Below are 12,989 nucleotides of genomic sequence, written 5' to 3' on the forward strand. Positions count from 1 at the left end.
CAACCCGATCGGGGTGACCGAGAACGACATCTCGGTGGCGCGCCTCGAGAAGGGCGGCGACTAAAGCCTACTCGTTGCGTTTAAATACCGCTGGCGGAGCCCAAAAGGCTCCGCCAGTTTTTTTGTGCATGAGAAATAAGAAAAGGCGCCGGGCCTTAAAGGCCCGGCGCCAGTCGTTTCGATGCGCAAATACGTTCAGGCCGCGCTCTTGCCGCCTTCCAGCAGTTTCTTCAAACCACCTTTCGTGATGGAAATTTCAACCTTGCGCGGCTTCATCGCCTCCGGCAACTCACGGACGAGGTCGATATGCAGAAGGCCATTCTCGAGATGGGCGTCTGCGACCCGAACATGTTCCGCAAGCCGGAACTCGCGGGCGAAGCTGCGGCCGGCGATGCCGCGATAGAGGTAAGTCGCGTTCTCCGGCTCGCCTTTCCGCTCACCCCGAACGGTAAGCGCGTTCTCACGCGCCTCGATGTCGAGGTCCTCCTGCCGGAAGCCGGCCACCGCGATGCTGATGCGGTAGGCGTCCTCGCCCAAGCTTATGACATTGTATGGCGGATAGTTCGAGAAGGACTCATCGACCTGCATGGCGTTCTCGAAATAGGGCGCCAGGCGGTCGAAGCCGATCATCGAACGGAACAGGGGGGTAAAATCAACGTGAGTCATTTCTACATTCTCCTTACGAAGCAATGTTTTCAGGCGCCCGCCGACTGGCCGGGCGGTGTTGGCACTCCTATCAAGAGAGTGCCAACTGTCCCCTATTTGGTTCGGGCCGGCCTTTTTGTCAAGGGGGCGGGCTGAAATGTAACTTACTGAAAATTATTAATATTTTTTGGAAAAATCCGGGGCGGGCGCGCTTGAAACACCGCCTTCTAGCGCGACCCTTCGAGCAGGACCGCGGCGGCCTTCGCCACCTCGCCCGGCGGCCCCCCCGCGGCGAGACGATGCCAGCGAACCGGGCCGGTTTCATACAGAAGCTGCTGGCGGACAACTTCGGGTGTGGCGTCGGAAGCGTCGGCCCGTCTTTCACCCACCCGCGCGATCAAGGTCTCGGGCGAGGCCTCGAGCCAGAGGCCGACGAAAGCAGCCCCGAGCTCCCCGGCGATGGCCTCAAAGGCCTCGCGCTCGCCGGCGTGCGCGAAAACGGCGTCCACTATGACGGCGTGGCCGGCGGCAAGCGCGCTTCTCGCCCGTCTTTCCATTTCCTCGTAAACCCGCCGGCTGACTTCCGGCGTGTAGGCGGAAGGCGGAAGGGGAACGGTTTCCGCAACGCCGAAAAGCTGCTTGCGGAGCACGTCGCTGCGCACATGGAGCGCGCCCGGCGCGACCCCGACGCCGGGACTCAAGGCACGGGCAAGCGAGGTCTTGCCGGTCCCGGAAAGGCCGCCTATGCCGATCAGGCGGGTGGGTTTGGGTGTCAGATAGGCGGCCGCCTCTTCGAAATAGGCCATGGCCTCGGCGCGGAGCGAGGCTGCCGCGGAAGCCGCGCCCTGGCTTGCCTCGGCGATGGCGCTTACCTTGGCGCGGACGGCCGCCCGGCAGGAAAGAAAAAGCGGCAAGGCCCGCAGCCCGGAGAAGTCCTCCGTTGCTTGGAAATAACGGTTGAAGACCAGGTTGGCGAAGGAGCGCAGGCCTCGGTGATCGAGATCCATCAGAAGAAAGGCGAGATCGTCGAGCACATCGATCGCAGCGAACCGATCGTTGAACTCGATCGCGTCGAAAAGGGTGGGCTTCTCCTCGAACAGGCAGATATTCCGAAGGTGCAGATCGCCATGGCAACGGCGCACGAAACCCGCCTCGACCCGTTCATCCAGCAAGCCCCCGACGCGTTCCAGGCTTTCCCGGAGCCCTGCCCGCAAGGCGGCGACCATGGCCGGCGGGAACAGGTTCGGCCGTTCGTCGAATTCGGCAAGATTTTCGTCGATCACCCAACGCATGGCCTTGCCCCCCCCGCCCACCGCCGCCTCCCCGTGCAGCCGCGGGGCCGCGCCGTGAAAAGCGCGGATGACGTCCGCCGTCTCCGCCATACGCCCGACATCAAGCCGGCCTTCCCTGGCCATCCGGTCGAAAAGCGCGGCCTGATCGAAGCGACGCATGCAAACGGCCCATTCGATCGCCTTGCCTTTTCCGCCGATGGCAAGCCCTGCCGCTTCCCGCGTGATCGGCGCGGCGTCCAGGTAAAGCTTGGGCGCCGTGCGGCGATTGATGGCGATCTCCCGCTCGCAGGCCCACCGCCGGCGTTCGAGCGTCGAGAAGTCCAGGAAGGGGAAGCAAACGGCGCGCTTGATCTTGTAGGCCCGATCGCCGGCCAGGAAGACGACGGCGGCGTGGGTGTCGATCCGCTCGACCTTGGAGACGCCGGGACCGTAGCTCGCGGGGGAAGAAAGAAACGCCAGAACCTCCCGCTGGTCATCAACGGGAAGCCGTCTTGCGTCCTTCGTCTTGCCCGTCATTCAAAAGGCTTAGTCGAGCCGTTCGAGCACGTCGAGGAGTTCGGAAAATTCGCCGATCGTGACATCGGCGCCGAGTTCCTCCGGGCTTAGGGTCGAATAGCCATAGCGGCAAAAGACGTGCGGGATGCCGGCGTTTCTAGCACCTTCGACATCCACGTCCATATCGCCGACGAGAACGCCGTCCTTGGGCCCCCCGCCCGTCGCGGCAAGCGTCTTCAGGACGTGCGCCGCTTCGGGCTTCTTCGTGCCGTCGAAGCTGTCGCCGCCGGCGATGAATGCGAAAAAGTCCGCAAGGCCGGTCATCTCAAGTGTACGCACGGCGGAGGCCTGCGGCTTGTTCGAGCAGACGGCCAGGCGCAAGCCCGCTTCCCGCATGGTCTCCAGCGTTTCGACCACGCCCGCATAGGGTGCCGTCAATTGCGGTTCGGGGTACTCGTAATATTGACGGAAGCGTGCGACCTTTTCCTTGAGGTCCGCCTCGGAAAGCGTCTCGCCACGCAACGCGAAGGCGCCGAGGACAAGATCGGAGGCATGGCCCTTGAGGAGTGGCAGCACCTCTTCACGTTCGACCGGAGCATGCCCCGCCGCCGCGAGCAACTTGTTGAAGGCGGCCTCAAGGTCGGCGACGCTGTCGATCAGCGTTCCGTCTATGTCAAAAAGAATGGTCGCGCGTCGAAAGGCCACGGGCAAAACCATATAAAGAAGACCGCGCGCAAGTCAAGGCGGCGACGCGGCCGGGCCGAAGGGGCTCAGTACCGCGGCTTCACGTCCTCGCGGATCAAGGTTTTGGCCAGAGCCTTCGCCGCCGCAATTTCGGTGTCCGTCATCTTCACTTCCAACTCCGCGCGCGCAACGACGGAAGCGTGCAAACCTTCCTCATAGGCGAGCGTGTACCAGGCGTAGGCTTTGATAATGTCCTTCGGCACGCCCCTCCCTTTCGCATGAACATCCCCGAGGGTGTATTGAGAATAGACGTAGCCTTCCTCGGCCGCCCTCTCGATCCACAGTACGCCTTCCTTCTCGTTCTTCTCGACGCCGATGCCTTCCATATACATGACCCCGAGACTGTGGTGCGCCGTCGGCTCTTTCTGCCTGGCCGCCTCGCGCATCCATCGAAAGGCCTCGTTTGCGTTCTTTTCGACGCCCTTCCCGTCCTTGTAGGCGACGGCAAGGTTATACTGGGCGTAGAGGTCCCCCAGCTTGGCCGCTTTTTGCCACCATCGGACGGCTTCCTCGAAGCTAGGCTCCGTGCCGATGCCTTGCGCGTAAAGGATGCCCATATTGCTGATCGCCTGGAGATAATCCTGCCCGGCCGCCTTGCCGATCCAGTGAAAGGCCTGCCTGCCGTCCCGAGGCACGCCGCGGCCGCTGGCATAGAGAAGGCCAAGTTCGTTTTGGGCCATGGCTTCGCCCGCCTCCGCCGCCGACTGGTACCAACGAACCGCCTCGGCGTAGCTCTGGCCCATGCCGCGGCCTTCGACGTAGCGTTTCGCAAGCCTGGCCTGGGCGGCCGTATTGCCCACTTCCGCCTTTGCGATAAGGGTTGCGACCGTTTCGTCTTCGCGATCAAGAACGAACCAGCCCGCCGCCACGAGGACAACCACGGCCACCAGCACGCCAAGCCACGTCTTCGCCCGTTTCATTAAAAATCCCCCCTTCCCGCGCCCTTTTTCAAGTCTAGACCAAAAGCGAAGGCAACCCTGCCGGAAAGCCGGACGGGTGGCTGGAGCGCCGCGCAAGAACAAGCGAGCCCAAAAACAAGAAGGCCCGCACGTGGCGGGCCTTCTCTTTATTTATTGTCTCGTTGGCGCGTCAGTCGACGAGCTTTAGGTTCTCGGCCGCGCTCTTGCCATTCTTGCCCCGCTGCAGTTCGTACTCGACGCGCTGGCCTTCGTTAAGGCCCGGCAGCCCGGCACGCTCGACGGCGGAAATATGGACAAAGACGTCCTTTGAACCATCCTCGGGGCTGATGAATCCATACCCCTTGGCTGGGTTGAACCACTTCACGGTTCCATTGCTCATAGAAATCTTCCTTCTCGTATTAAGTGCTTGTATCGTTACCTACGCCTCATGCGTGGGCATATCTCAGTTCACAAAATCCTGGGGTATCTGGCTCGGTTGGTGGAACGAAGCGCATACGCAGGGCCTTCGAGGACTGATCGTAAACGATATAGGCACAGACCGATTAATTTGCCAATAATTTTCGCAACGGCTTTCCGCGGGCGGGCGTTCGCCTAGCGTTTCCGCCCCCCCCAACCCCCGACCGGCCAAAAAGCGAGGGTTCGCTGGCAAGGCAGGTATAATAAAATCCTGTGACGTAACGCGGCCGCCCGTACAAGATGCAAATAGAACACGTAGAAACGGCTTGAATGCAAAAACGAAAGCATTCCCTTTCGGCTTCAAAAAAGCTGACAAAAAAATCCCCAAAGGCCACGATCGGGTGGCGCGAATGGGCAGCGCTTCCCGAACTGGGCGTCCGCAACATCAAAGCCAAGGTGGACACCGGCGCGCGCACCTCCGCGCTTCACGCCTTCGCCGTTCGCCCGTTTAAAAAGAACGGCAAGGACTGGATTCACTTCCACGTGCACCCCCTCCAAAGAAACGATAAGCTGGTGAAGGTGTGCGCCTGCCCCGTTCACGATTACCGATGGGTGACGAACTCCGGCGGCCATCGGGAACAGCGTTTCGTCATCAAAACGTGCCTGCGCCTGGGCGAGGAGGAATGGCCGATCGAGGTTACATTGACGGACCGGGACCAGATGGGCTTCCGGATGCTGGCCGGGCGGACGGCAATCGTCGGCCGCATGGTGGTGGACCCGGCGAAGTCGTTCTGCCTAGGTCGCCGGAAAAAACGCCAGGGTCAGCCAACGGAACGCCGCATCCCGCAGCGGCCCGACATCGGGGAACGTCGTCCCCTGAAAATACGGGGAACGCCGCCGAAAAATGCAAGGGACGAAGAGGAATAATACATGAAAGTCGCGATGCTGGCACGCAACCCGAACCTTTACTCGCACCGCAGGCTGGTCGAGGCCGCTACGGCGCGGGGGCATACGCTCGACGTCATCAACACGCTTAACGTCTATATGAACATTACCTCGCACCGGCCTGAGTTGCGTTACAAGGGCCAGGCGCTGACCGGCTACGACGCCGTCATTCCGCGCATCGGGGCGTCGGTCACTTTCTACGGCCTGGCCGTTCTGCGCCAGTTCGAGATGATGGGGGTGTGGCCCTTGAATGAGTCGGTCGCGATCGGCCGCTCGCGGGACAAGCTGCGCTGCCTGCAACTGCTTGCCCGCGACGGCATCGGGTTGCCCGTCACGACCTTCGCGCATTCCTCGAAATTCGCCGACGACATCATCAACCTTGCCGGCGGCGCGCCGGTCGTCATCAAACTCCTGGAAGGCACGCAGGGCATCGGCGTCATGCTGGGCGAGACCCACAATTCCGCCAAATCCGTGATCGAGGCGTTCCAGGGCGTCAATGTCAACATCCTGGTGCAGGAGTTCATCCGGGAAGCGAACGGTTCCGACATTCGCTGCTTCGTCATCGGCGACAAGGTGGTGGCGACGATGCAGCGTCAGGGCAAGGAAGGCGAGTTTCGCTCGAACCTGCATCGTGGGGGTTCGGCGAAAATGATAAAGATCACGCCGGAAGAACGCTCGACGGCGACCCGGGCGGCGCGCATCCTGGGTCTCAACGTCTGCGGTGTGGACATGCTGCGTTCGACCCACGGGCCCGTCGTCATGGAGATCAATCCTTCCCCCGGCCTGGAAGGCATCGAGGCGGCGACCGGTCTCGATCTCGCCGGAAAGATTTTCGATTTCATGGAAAAACATGCAAAACCCCACCGGACAAAGACCCGCGGCCGTGGTTAAGGAGAGGCGCGACCCCTTCGAGATCGGCGGCGTCACCATACCGGCTGGCACGCGGCGAACCGTCGATTTGCCCCTAAGCCTACTTTCCAACCACACACCGATGACGGTGCCGGTTCACGTCGTCCACGGACGGAAGGAAGGTCCGCGCCTTTTCGTGTGCAGCGCGCTGCACGGGGACGAGATCAACGGCGTCGAGATCATCCGCCGGCTGTTGCAACTGCAACGCCTGTCGCGGCTTAAGGGAACGCTTTTGGCGGTGCCGGTCGTCAACGTCTACGGCTTCGTCTCGAACACCCGCTACCTGCCGGACCGCCGTGACCTTAACCGCAGTTTCCCGGGCTCGGCCAACGGCTCGCTCGCCGGACAGCTCGCTAACCTTTTCCTTCAGGAAGTCGTGTCCCGCTCGACCCACGGGATCGACCTGCACACCGGCGCCATTCACCGCACGAACTTTCCCCAGGTCCGGGCCGACCTCACGAATCCGGAAGTCCTCCGCCTCGCCTACGCTTTCGGCGCGCCGCTTGTTCTCGATGCGGTCTTGCGCGAAGGCTCCTTAAGGCAATCCGCCATAAAGCAGAACGTGCCGACGCTTACCTACGAGGCGGGCGAGGCGTTGCGTTTCGACGAGTCGGGCATTCGGGTCGGGCTTCGCGGCGTCCTTCATGTCATGGGGGCGCTCGGCATGCTGAGCACCCCTGAAATTTCCACGAAGAAGCCGGAGAAAAAGAAAAAAATGGCTTCCGTCCTCGCCCGGGCGAGCTATTGGGTCCGCGCCCCTTCCGGCGGCATTCTGCGGACGTCGCACCTGCCCGGCGAACGCATCAACGCGAATGCGAAACTGGGTTCCATCTTCGACCCTTTCGGCGAGAAGGAAATCGTCGTAACGGCAAACAACCCCGGCATCCTGATCGGACGAACGAACCTGCCCGTTGTCAACCAGGGGGACGCTCTCTTCCACATTGCCAGCGTCGTCGACGTTGCGGTCGCCGAGAAGTCGATCGAGCAATTCCGCGAGGAGGTCGAAGAGAAAACCGAGCTGGAGGATCTGGACATCGTCTAGAAAGAAGACGCGCAGCAACGCCTAGGGAGTCGCGGAAGAAGCCTCTTTTAGGCGACCCGTTTTCTTCAGCACGCGGATGGCGGCGAAGGCGGCGGTCGCAACGATCAGGATGACGATAAACAGACGCCCGCCGGCGGATTCGAGAAAATCTCCCGCCCGCCAGTGCGCAATGCCATCCACCAGAAACGCGGCGACAATCCAGGCATAGACGTTGCTGTTTTCCTTGAGCAGCACCCGGCGCCAGTTGAAGCGTTGGTCGTGAAAAATACCGCGAACCCCGCGGAGATTCGGCAGCCACCTGGCCACTTTTTGACAATAGGCTTCGTATTCGTCGCCGAATTTTTCGCGTAAATAGTTCTCTTCCGCAGCGACCAAGGAAACGTATAAAAACAAAACCACCGCGCCCCCCAGAAGGAAAATGGGCAGACGGCCGGTAAGCATCAACAGCGCGAACACCATCAACAGATTGCCGATGTAGAGAGGATTGCGGGAGAGCGTGAAAGCCCCTCCCGTCACCAGTTGTTTGGCGTAGACCTGTTTGTTGAGGCCGCCGCGCTTTATGTACTCGAGCCCAACCGTTATGACGCGCACCGCTTCTCCGAAAGCGGCCAAAAGGAGGGCAAAAACATCGAGAATAAAATCAAGCCCGGCGTCGCCGTATGGGTAGCGCGGCGGAAAAACTACGATGAAAGCGATGAGCAAAACCGGAAAGACCACGTTCCGTTTCCGAAACATGAAGTTTCCGATGCGGATGACTGCGGAATTTGAATAGAGGAAACCGAGGCGCAAAGAAGACGGCATTTTATCTAGGTCTTGATCGCAAGCATTCCGCAAAAATTATACCAGCGGAAAAACTCGTCTACTTGCCCGAACCCCACCTTGGTAAGCATTTCCCTGTTTTCTTCAAAGTGATAGGGAATGAGAACGTTTTCCAACGCCTCGCGCTTCCGGGAAATCTCGATTTCGCTGTAACCGTTGCGCACCTTGAAGTCGTAGTAGTGCTTGATGAAGAGACGGTTCAACAGCGAAGACGGAAAATTCAACTTCTCGACCAAAAGAAGGCAGCCATTCGGGTTCATGCCCCGGAAAATCGACTCGAGTATTTTCTGCCGGTAAAGGGGGCGAATAAATTGCAGAGTCAGCACCATCACGACGACCGAGGCATTCTCGACCCCGCGGAAGTCATGCAAATCTTCCTCGACCAGATTGTACAACCGTTGGGTGCCGCAGGATTCCAGTTTGAGGCGCGCCTTCTGCAGCATCTCGCCGGAATTGTCCACGCCAACGAAATGCACCTGCGGATCAATGGCGGCGTCCAATTTCGCAAGGGTGGTGCCGGTCGCGCACCCCAGATCGAAAAGGCTGCTGCCCGGCGTCGCGAAGTCACCCGCCATTTCCACGATCATGCGCTGGATTTCCGTATAGAACGGCACCGAGCGCGTAACCATGTTGTCGAAGACGCCCGCGGTTTCCTGGTCGAAGCTGAAATCTTTGATAGCCGCCTCCGGATTGGCGAACAGGCGGTCCTCCAGCTGGCTATCGGCGACTTTGCCTTGTCCTTCTCCTTCCCGTGGGAAAGACGTGACGGACCCTTTTTTCATCCAAAGTCTCCACGCCAATGTTCGGGGCGACGCCACAATATAAGTTGGGTGACGGGGCTTGGCTAGCCACTTTCACGGTCGGTCTTGCCGGACCAAAGAAGACAAAAGGAGAAAGGGGAAGGCGGGCCGGCCGGCCGCCTCCAGCCCCGCTTCACCCTTACTTGCCGTGCATTTCCTTCAGATGCTGCTGCAGCAGATCTTCCATCCGGCCCTGCATTCCTTCTTGCATCGGCCCGCGATGCCCTTCCCCCATCCCGCGTCCGCCCTGCATGTGGCCGTACTTTCCCCACATGCCCGCCGGGTGGTGGCCGGAGACGGCCGCGTAGCCTGCTCCAATCAGCGGAAGGAGTGCCAGAATGAAAAGCCACGCCCCCAGCACATGGCCGAAGGTCCGGAATTTCCCTTCCGTCCGGCAGGAAGCGAACAGCACGAAATAGCCTACCGTCACCAACGCGGTGGCGAGCAGCAACGCGCACAAAACAAACATCGAGTCCTCCTTCGTCGTTTCAGAATAAGGAACGCCCGCCAGCATAGCGCGTTACCGGGGCTGGCGTCCCCTGCGGGATAACGCCGCGTTCCGGCGGAGAAAACGGGGCGAATCCTGCTAGTTCCGGGCGCTCGGGCGAAGGCTCACATGGGCGTGCCAGCGCCGCAGGTGGGTGAGGCCTTCCGGGACCTCGAGCTTGGCACCGGCGGCGAAATCCACGGTGACCAGCAAGGTGATGTCCGCCACGCTGTAGGCGGGACCGGCGACGAATTCGCTTTCGGCGAGGCGCACGTCCATCGCCTTGAAAAAATTTTGGACGCGCAGCCGGCCGCGTTCGGCAAGAGCTGGTATCTGTTCCACGGCCGCAAGACCGGTCATCGCCCGGCCCTTGAGGCCCTTCGCCGTATTGCGGAAGGCCTCGGCGACAGCGAAGAAGCCGTCCATCTCGCAGCGGTGCTCCCACATGGCGATAACGGCTTTTTCTTTCCCGTTACGGCCCATTAGCGGCGGGTCGGGATAGGCTTCCTCGATATAGCGACAGATAGCAATGGCTTCGCTGATCGCCGTGCCGTCGTCGAGTTCAAGCACCGGCACCGTGCACCACGGGTTCAACTTACCAAACTCCGCCGTCAGCTGCGCGCCGCCGCGCAGGTCCACTTGCACGCTGGGCAACGTGACGCCCTTCTCGGCCAGGAAGATGCGAACCCGACGCGGGCTGGGTGCGCTGCTGCAATCGTAAAATTTCATGGCACGGCATATCCGGTTAGCGAACGTTCGATGGCGTGGCGTACTCTAAGGAATTCGAATTCCCGTCGCCACCGGGAAAGAAAATACTTCCCTATGAAAACCATTCACGCGATGATGTTGAGAAAATGTGGCCGTTTCATGGGTTCGTGCGGCGGAAAGCCGATGAATCATTGAAAAGCTCGCAACCTGTAACCACATAAATTCAATCGCCAGGTTCGTCTTTCTCGAAGATGGCCTGTTTGGGCTGCGATCGGATTCTTGCCAGGTTTTCCCCTCGGAAAACCCCTTTGGATCGCATGCAGAAGGGTCAAATGAAACCTACGTCCATAAGGACGACTTCCGACGAGAACCAGGCGGCCCTTAGGGCTTCCGTTGCCCACTTCCAAGCGCCGATTCTGACCAAGAGTCTTATCCAAATCGGGACATCGTTCGGTTGCTTCCTGGCCATCACCGCTGCCATGTACGTGACGGCGGGAATCTCTTACTGGATCGCATTTGGCCTGATCCCGCTGGCGGCCGGCCTCCGAGTCTGGCGTTTTACCTTATGGGATGAGGACCTCCAGAAGATGGTGACCTTCCGAGCGGCCGCTGCCGCGAGCACCGGAAAGGCGCGCCTTACATGAAGCCGATGAGGAATAAAGTGGATTTCGAATATTTCGAGCCCGCCCCGGAGCCCGCCGAGGAACCGAAGGCGCGACTCTGTCTCGCGTGTCGCACGCCGTTCCAGAGCGCCTGGGCGGGCGAACGCGTCTGCCCGAAATGCAAGTCCCGCGCCGGCTGGCACCGGGGCCGGAATACGATCTGGTCCTGACGGCGTGACGGCTGACCGGCGTCTTGCAACGCCCCCACCCCGCGTGGCGTCCCCTAGGGGATTCGAACCCCTGTTGCCGCCGTGAGAGGGCGGTGTCCTGGGCCTCTAGACGAAGGGGACCCGTAGCGAAGCAAGGGGCGGAGTGTTGCCCTATCCCACCGCCATAAGCAAGGGGGTTTGCGCAGTTTAAGCGGGGGTGACGATGGGAATTTCCTCGAACGCCCGCCCCGTCGCGTCCAAAAGATGCGCCGTCACCGCCTCCACCCGCCCCGCCCGCACAGCGGCGATCACCCAGACGTATTCCTTGTCCCACGCCATGGAAAGGTCGATGGCAGAAGGCTGCGCGGGGTGTTCGGGGTGGGAGTGGTAGTGGCCGATGATGTCGTCTGCCGTTCCTTCGCAGGCCCGCATCACGTCGAAACGAAGCCTGGGGTCGATCTCGAAGCGGTCCTTGCGCGCCTCCTGATCGATCGCGACGTTCCGGCTCGGCACGACCCACGTCACGACACAATCGCCGTTCGCCTGCCGCCGTCCGACCAAAAGCCCGCACGCCTCATAGGGATAGGCCTTTTCCGCTTCGCGGCGGATACACTCCAGGCCTTCCGGGGGCAGCCGGATCATCGCCCCTTCTCGAGTTCGACCGTGCCGAGAAGCCGCCCGTCGTTGAGATCCAGAATCAGGATGCGGCCAGCCCCGTCGGCCAGACGAAGCCGGAGAAGAAGGCGGTCGCCTTCGGCTTCCGTCCCTTCAAGACGGGCGCCCTTCGGCAGCGTCACCTTCGCCGTCTCGAAGGCGGGAAGGTGGCCCCCGCCGGGAGCGCCTTCCAGTTTTCCCGACATCCGGCCCGCGATCGTGACCCCCAGAAAGACGATCCCGCCCAGGATAAGGACCCCCAGAAAGACAACCAGGAACTTGAGCCCACGCATGGTTTCGGTCCAGTCTCCTGCCATGACGGCGGCAAAAAAGGAAAGCGCTCAACCCCTGCGCACGATCCACGCAACCGCGAGCGAGCGGGAGAAGGGGCTTCGCCTCGACCGCTTCCTGGCCGAACGCCTGCCGGAACTTTCGCGAAGCCGCCTTAAGCAGTTGATCACATCGGGGCAGCTTGCCCTCGGCGAGCGGACGATAACGGACCCCAACACGCGGGTCAAACCGGGGCAAGCCTTCCGGCTCACCCTGCCCGCCGTGACGCCGGCCACACCCTTGGGCGAGGCCATACCCTTGGCGATCGCCCACGAGGACGCGGACCTGCTCGTCGTCGACAAGCCGGCCGGTCTCGTCGTCCATCCCGCCCCCGGCAACCCGGACCGCACGCTGGTGAACGCCCTTATCGCCCATTGCGGGGAAAGCCTTTCCGGAATCGGCGGCGTGGCGCGCCCCGGCATCGTGCATCGGCTGGACAAGGACACCTCCGGCCTCCTGGTCGTCGCCAAGAACGACTTCACCCACCGGGCCCTTACCGAACAGCTCCGCGCCCGCACGCTAAAGCGCGTCTACCTCGCCCTCGTCTGGGGGGTGCCGGCGCCGGCCTGCGGCACCATCCGGGCCGCCATCCATCGCCATCCCAAGCATCGCAAGAAGATGGCCACCGTTACCCGCGGCGGCCGCGAAGCCATCACCCATTACCGCGTCGTCCGGCGCTTCGGCAAGCTCGCAAGCCTGGTCGAATGCCGGCTGGCGACCGGGCGAACCCATCAGATCCGAGTCCACCTCGCCCATCTTGGCCACCCCCTGCTCGGCGATCCCCTCTATGGCCGGAAGCCGCCGGCCGGCCTGCCCGTGGGCCCGGCGGCGGTGTTGCGGACCTTTCACCGCCAGGCTCTACACGCCCATGTGATCGGATTTGAGCACCCGCGAAGCGGCAAGCTGCTAGAGTTCACGAGCGACTTGCCGATCGCTTTCGCCCAGTTGATATCCAGCTTAGATGTCCTTTAACTTTTCACGTAGTTAACTGA

At 61.5% G+C, this 12,989-nt stretch carries 17 protein-coding genes and 1 tRNA gene; 6 read left to right on the forward strand and 12 right to left on the reverse strand.

From position 1 onward, the window contains the following. Positions 1-195 precede the first annotated feature (195 nt). The 5 genes from AB1781_10255 to AB1781_10275 all read right to left on the reverse strand — a co-directional run bounded on the left by AB1781_10255 (position 196) and on the right by AB1781_10275 (position 4,475). Entirely contained in the window at positions 196-666 is a 471-nt protein-coding gene (locus AB1781_10255) for an Hsp20 family protein (protein MEW5704949.1), read from the reverse strand. 206 nt (positions 667-872) lie between these two features. Then, a complete protein-coding gene (locus tag AB1781_10260; GenBank protein ID MEW5704950.1) occupies positions 873-2,453 on the reverse strand; it encodes an AAA family ATPase in 1,581 nt (526 codons plus the stop codon). A gap of 9 nt (positions 2,454-2,462) precedes the next feature. Next, the gene (locus tag AB1781_10265; protein ID MEW5704951.1) at positions 2,463-3,137 is read right to left on the reverse strand and encodes an HAD-IA family hydrolase; all 675 of its coding nucleotides are present in this window, start codon (positions 3,135-3,137) and stop codon (positions 2,463-2,465) included. A 65-nt stretch (positions 3,138-3,202) separates the two neighbouring features. Continuing rightward, positions 3,203-4,096, reverse strand: coding sequence for a tetratricopeptide repeat protein (locus AB1781_10270; protein MEW5704952.1), 894 nt, complete (start codon positions 4,094-4,096; stop codon positions 3,203-3,205). Positions 4,097-4,265: 169 nt separating this feature from the next. After that, on the reverse strand, positions 4,266-4,475 hold the full coding sequence (locus AB1781_10275) for a cold-shock protein (protein MEW5704953.1): 210 nt from the start codon (positions 4,473-4,475) through the stop codon (positions 4,266-4,268). Between the two features lie 347 nt (positions 4,476-4,822). Between AB1781_10275 and AB1781_10280 the strand changes: the two genes are divergently transcribed. The 3 genes from AB1781_10280 to AB1781_10290 are packed head-to-tail and all read left to right on the forward strand — an operon-like array spanning position 4,823 to position 7,388. Then, complete coding sequence (locus AB1781_10280; GenBank protein ID MEW5704954.1) at positions 4,823-5,419, forward strand: ATP-dependent zinc protease; 597 nt, start codon at positions 4,823-4,825, stop codon at positions 5,417-5,419. A gap of 3 nt (positions 5,420-5,422) precedes the next feature. Beyond that, on the forward strand, positions 5,423-6,328 hold the full coding sequence (gene rimK, locus AB1781_10285; GenBank protein MEW5704955.1) for a 30S ribosomal protein S6--L-glutamate ligase: 906 nt from the start codon (positions 5,423-5,425) through the stop codon (positions 6,326-6,328). Then, on the forward strand, positions 6,288-7,388 hold the full coding sequence (locus AB1781_10290; GenBank protein ID MEW5704956.1) for a succinylglutamate desuccinylase/aspartoacylase family protein: 1,101 nt from the start codon (positions 6,288-6,290) through the stop codon (positions 7,386-7,388). The genes rimK and AB1781_10290 overlap by 41 nt, the downstream gene beginning before the upstream one ends. A gap of 21 nt (positions 7,389-7,409) precedes the next feature. Here AB1781_10290 and AB1781_10295 read toward each other — a convergent pair whose 3' ends face one another. From AB1781_10295 to AB1781_10310, 4 genes are all read right to left on the reverse strand, one after another. Continuing rightward, complete coding sequence (locus AB1781_10295) at positions 7,410-8,123, reverse strand: isoprenylcysteine carboxylmethyltransferase family protein (GenBank protein ID MEW5704957.1); 714 nt, start codon at positions 8,121-8,123, stop codon at positions 7,410-7,412. 71 nt (positions 8,124-8,194) lie between these two features. Continuing rightward, positions 8,195-8,989 (reverse strand): carboxy-S-adenosyl-L-methionine synthase CmoA, encoded by a 795-nt coding sequence (gene cmoA / locus AB1781_10300; GenBank protein ID MEW5704958.1) that lies wholly within the window; start codon positions 8,987-8,989, stop codon positions 8,195-8,197. Between the two features lie 157 nt (positions 8,990-9,146). Continuing rightward, positions 9,147-9,476 carry a hypothetical protein gene (locus tag AB1781_10305; protein MEW5704959.1) on the reverse strand — a complete coding sequence of 110 codons (330 nt, stop codon included), beginning with the start codon at positions 9,474-9,476 and terminating at the stop codon, positions 9,147-9,149. A gap of 117 nt (positions 9,477-9,593) precedes the next feature. Further along, positions 9,594-10,223 (reverse strand): glutathione S-transferase, encoded by a 630-nt coding sequence (locus tag AB1781_10310; protein ID MEW5704960.1) that lies wholly within the window; start codon positions 10,221-10,223, stop codon positions 9,594-9,596. A gap of 287 nt (positions 10,224-10,510) precedes the next feature. On the opposite strand from AB1781_10310, the gene AB1781_10315 reads away from it, so the two are divergent. Both AB1781_10315 and AB1781_10320 read left to right on the forward strand, forming a co-directional pair. Next, positions 10,511-10,846, forward strand: coding sequence for a hypothetical protein (locus AB1781_10315; GenBank protein ID MEW5704961.1), 336 nt, complete (start codon positions 10,511-10,513; stop codon positions 10,844-10,846). A 5-nt stretch (positions 10,847-10,851) separates the two neighbouring features. Next, positions 10,852-11,034 (forward strand): hypothetical protein, encoded by a 183-nt coding sequence (locus AB1781_10320; GenBank protein MEW5704962.1) that lies wholly within the window; start codon positions 10,852-10,854, stop codon positions 11,032-11,034. A gap of 44 nt (positions 11,035-11,078) precedes the next feature. Here the strand turns inward: AB1781_10320 and AB1781_10325 are convergent. The 3 genes from AB1781_10325 to AB1781_10335 all read right to left on the reverse strand — a co-directional run bounded on the left by AB1781_10325 (position 11,079) and on the right by AB1781_10335 (position 11,960). Continuing rightward, positions 11,079-11,154 (reverse strand) — tRNA-Glu (locus tag AB1781_10325). 66 nt (positions 11,155-11,220) lie between these two features. Further along, the gene (locus AB1781_10330; protein ID MEW5704963.1) at positions 11,221-11,655 is read right to left on the reverse strand and encodes a M67 family metallopeptidase; all 435 of its coding nucleotides are present in this window, start codon (positions 11,653-11,655) and stop codon (positions 11,221-11,223) included. Beyond that, positions 11,652-11,960, reverse strand: a complete 309-nt coding sequence (locus AB1781_10335) for a hypothetical protein (protein ID MEW5704964.1) — start codon at positions 11,958-11,960, stop codon at positions 11,652-11,654. The genes AB1781_10330 and AB1781_10335 overlap by 4 nt, the downstream gene beginning before the upstream one ends. A gap of 22 nt (positions 11,961-11,982) precedes the next feature. On the opposite strand from AB1781_10335, the gene AB1781_10340 reads away from it, so the two are divergent. Then, the gene (locus tag AB1781_10340) at positions 11,983-12,969 is read left to right on the forward strand and encodes an RluA family pseudouridine synthase (GenBank protein MEW5704965.1); all 987 of its coding nucleotides are present in this window, start codon (positions 11,983-11,985) and stop codon (positions 12,967-12,969) included. The last annotated feature ends 20 nt before the right edge of the window (positions 12,970-12,989 follow it).

This window comes from Pseudomonadota bacterium (assembly GCA_040752895.1).
Classification (GTDB): domain Bacteria; phylum Pseudomonadota; class Alphaproteobacteria.

What these genes read in the sequence shown, in the direction of transcription:
- AB1781_10255 (MEW5704949.1), bottom strand. Translation starts at nt 666, where the DNA reads ATGACTCACGTTGATTTTACCCCCCTGTTCCGTTCGATGATCGGCTTC.
- AB1781_10260 (MEW5704950.1), bottom strand. Translation starts at nt 2,453, where the DNA reads ATGACGGGCAAGACGAAGGACGCAAGACGGCTTCCCGTTGATGACCAG.
- AB1781_10270 (MEW5704952.1), bottom strand. Translation starts at nt 4,096, where the DNA reads ATGAAACGGGCGAAGACGTGGCTTGGCGTGCTGGTGGCCGTGGTTGTC.
- AB1781_10275 (MEW5704953.1), bottom strand. Translation starts at nt 4,475, where the DNA reads ATGAGCAATGGAACCGTGAAGTGGTTCAACCCAGCCAAGGGGTATGGA.
- AB1781_10280 (MEW5704954.1), top strand. Translation starts at nt 4,823, where the DNA reads ATGCAAAAACGAAAGCATTCCCTTTCGGCTTCAAAAAAGCTGACAAAA.
- rimK (MEW5704955.1), top strand. Translation starts at nt 5,423, where the DNA reads ATGAAAGTCGCGATGCTGGCACGCAACCCGAACCTTTACTCGCACCGC.
- AB1781_10290 (MEW5704956.1), top strand. Translation starts at nt 6,288, where the DNA reads ATGCAAAACCCCACCGGACAAAGACCCGCGGCCGTGGTTAAGGAGAGG.
- AB1781_10295 (MEW5704957.1), bottom strand. Translation starts at nt 8,123, where the DNA reads ATGTTTCGGAAACGGAACGTGGTCTTTCCGGTTTTGCTCATCGCTTTC.
- cmoA (MEW5704958.1), bottom strand. Translation starts at nt 8,989, where the DNA reads ATGAAAAAAGGGTCCGTCACGTCTTTCCCACGGGAAGGAGAAGGACAA.
- AB1781_10305 (MEW5704959.1), bottom strand. Translation starts at nt 9,476, where the DNA reads ATGTTTGTTTTGTGCGCGTTGCTGCTCGCCACCGCGTTGGTGACGGTA.
- AB1781_10310 (MEW5704960.1), bottom strand. Translation starts at nt 10,223, where the DNA reads ATGAAATTTTACGATTGCAGCAGCGCACCCAGCCCGCGTCGGGTTCGC.
- AB1781_10320 (MEW5704962.1), top strand. Translation starts at nt 10,852, where the DNA reads ATGAGGAATAAAGTGGATTTCGAATATTTCGAGCCCGCCCCGGAGCCC.
- AB1781_10330 (MEW5704963.1), bottom strand. Translation starts at nt 11,655, where the DNA reads ATGATCCGGCTGCCCCCGGAAGGCCTGGAGTGTATCCGCCGCGAAGCG.
- AB1781_10335 (MEW5704964.1), bottom strand. Translation starts at nt 11,960, where the DNA reads ATGCGTGGGCTCAAGTTCCTGGTTGTCTTTCTGGGGGTCCTTATCCTG.
- AB1781_10340 (MEW5704965.1), top strand. Translation starts at nt 11,983, where the DNA reads ATGACGGCGGCAAAAAAGGAAAGCGCTCAACCCCTGCGCACGATCCAC.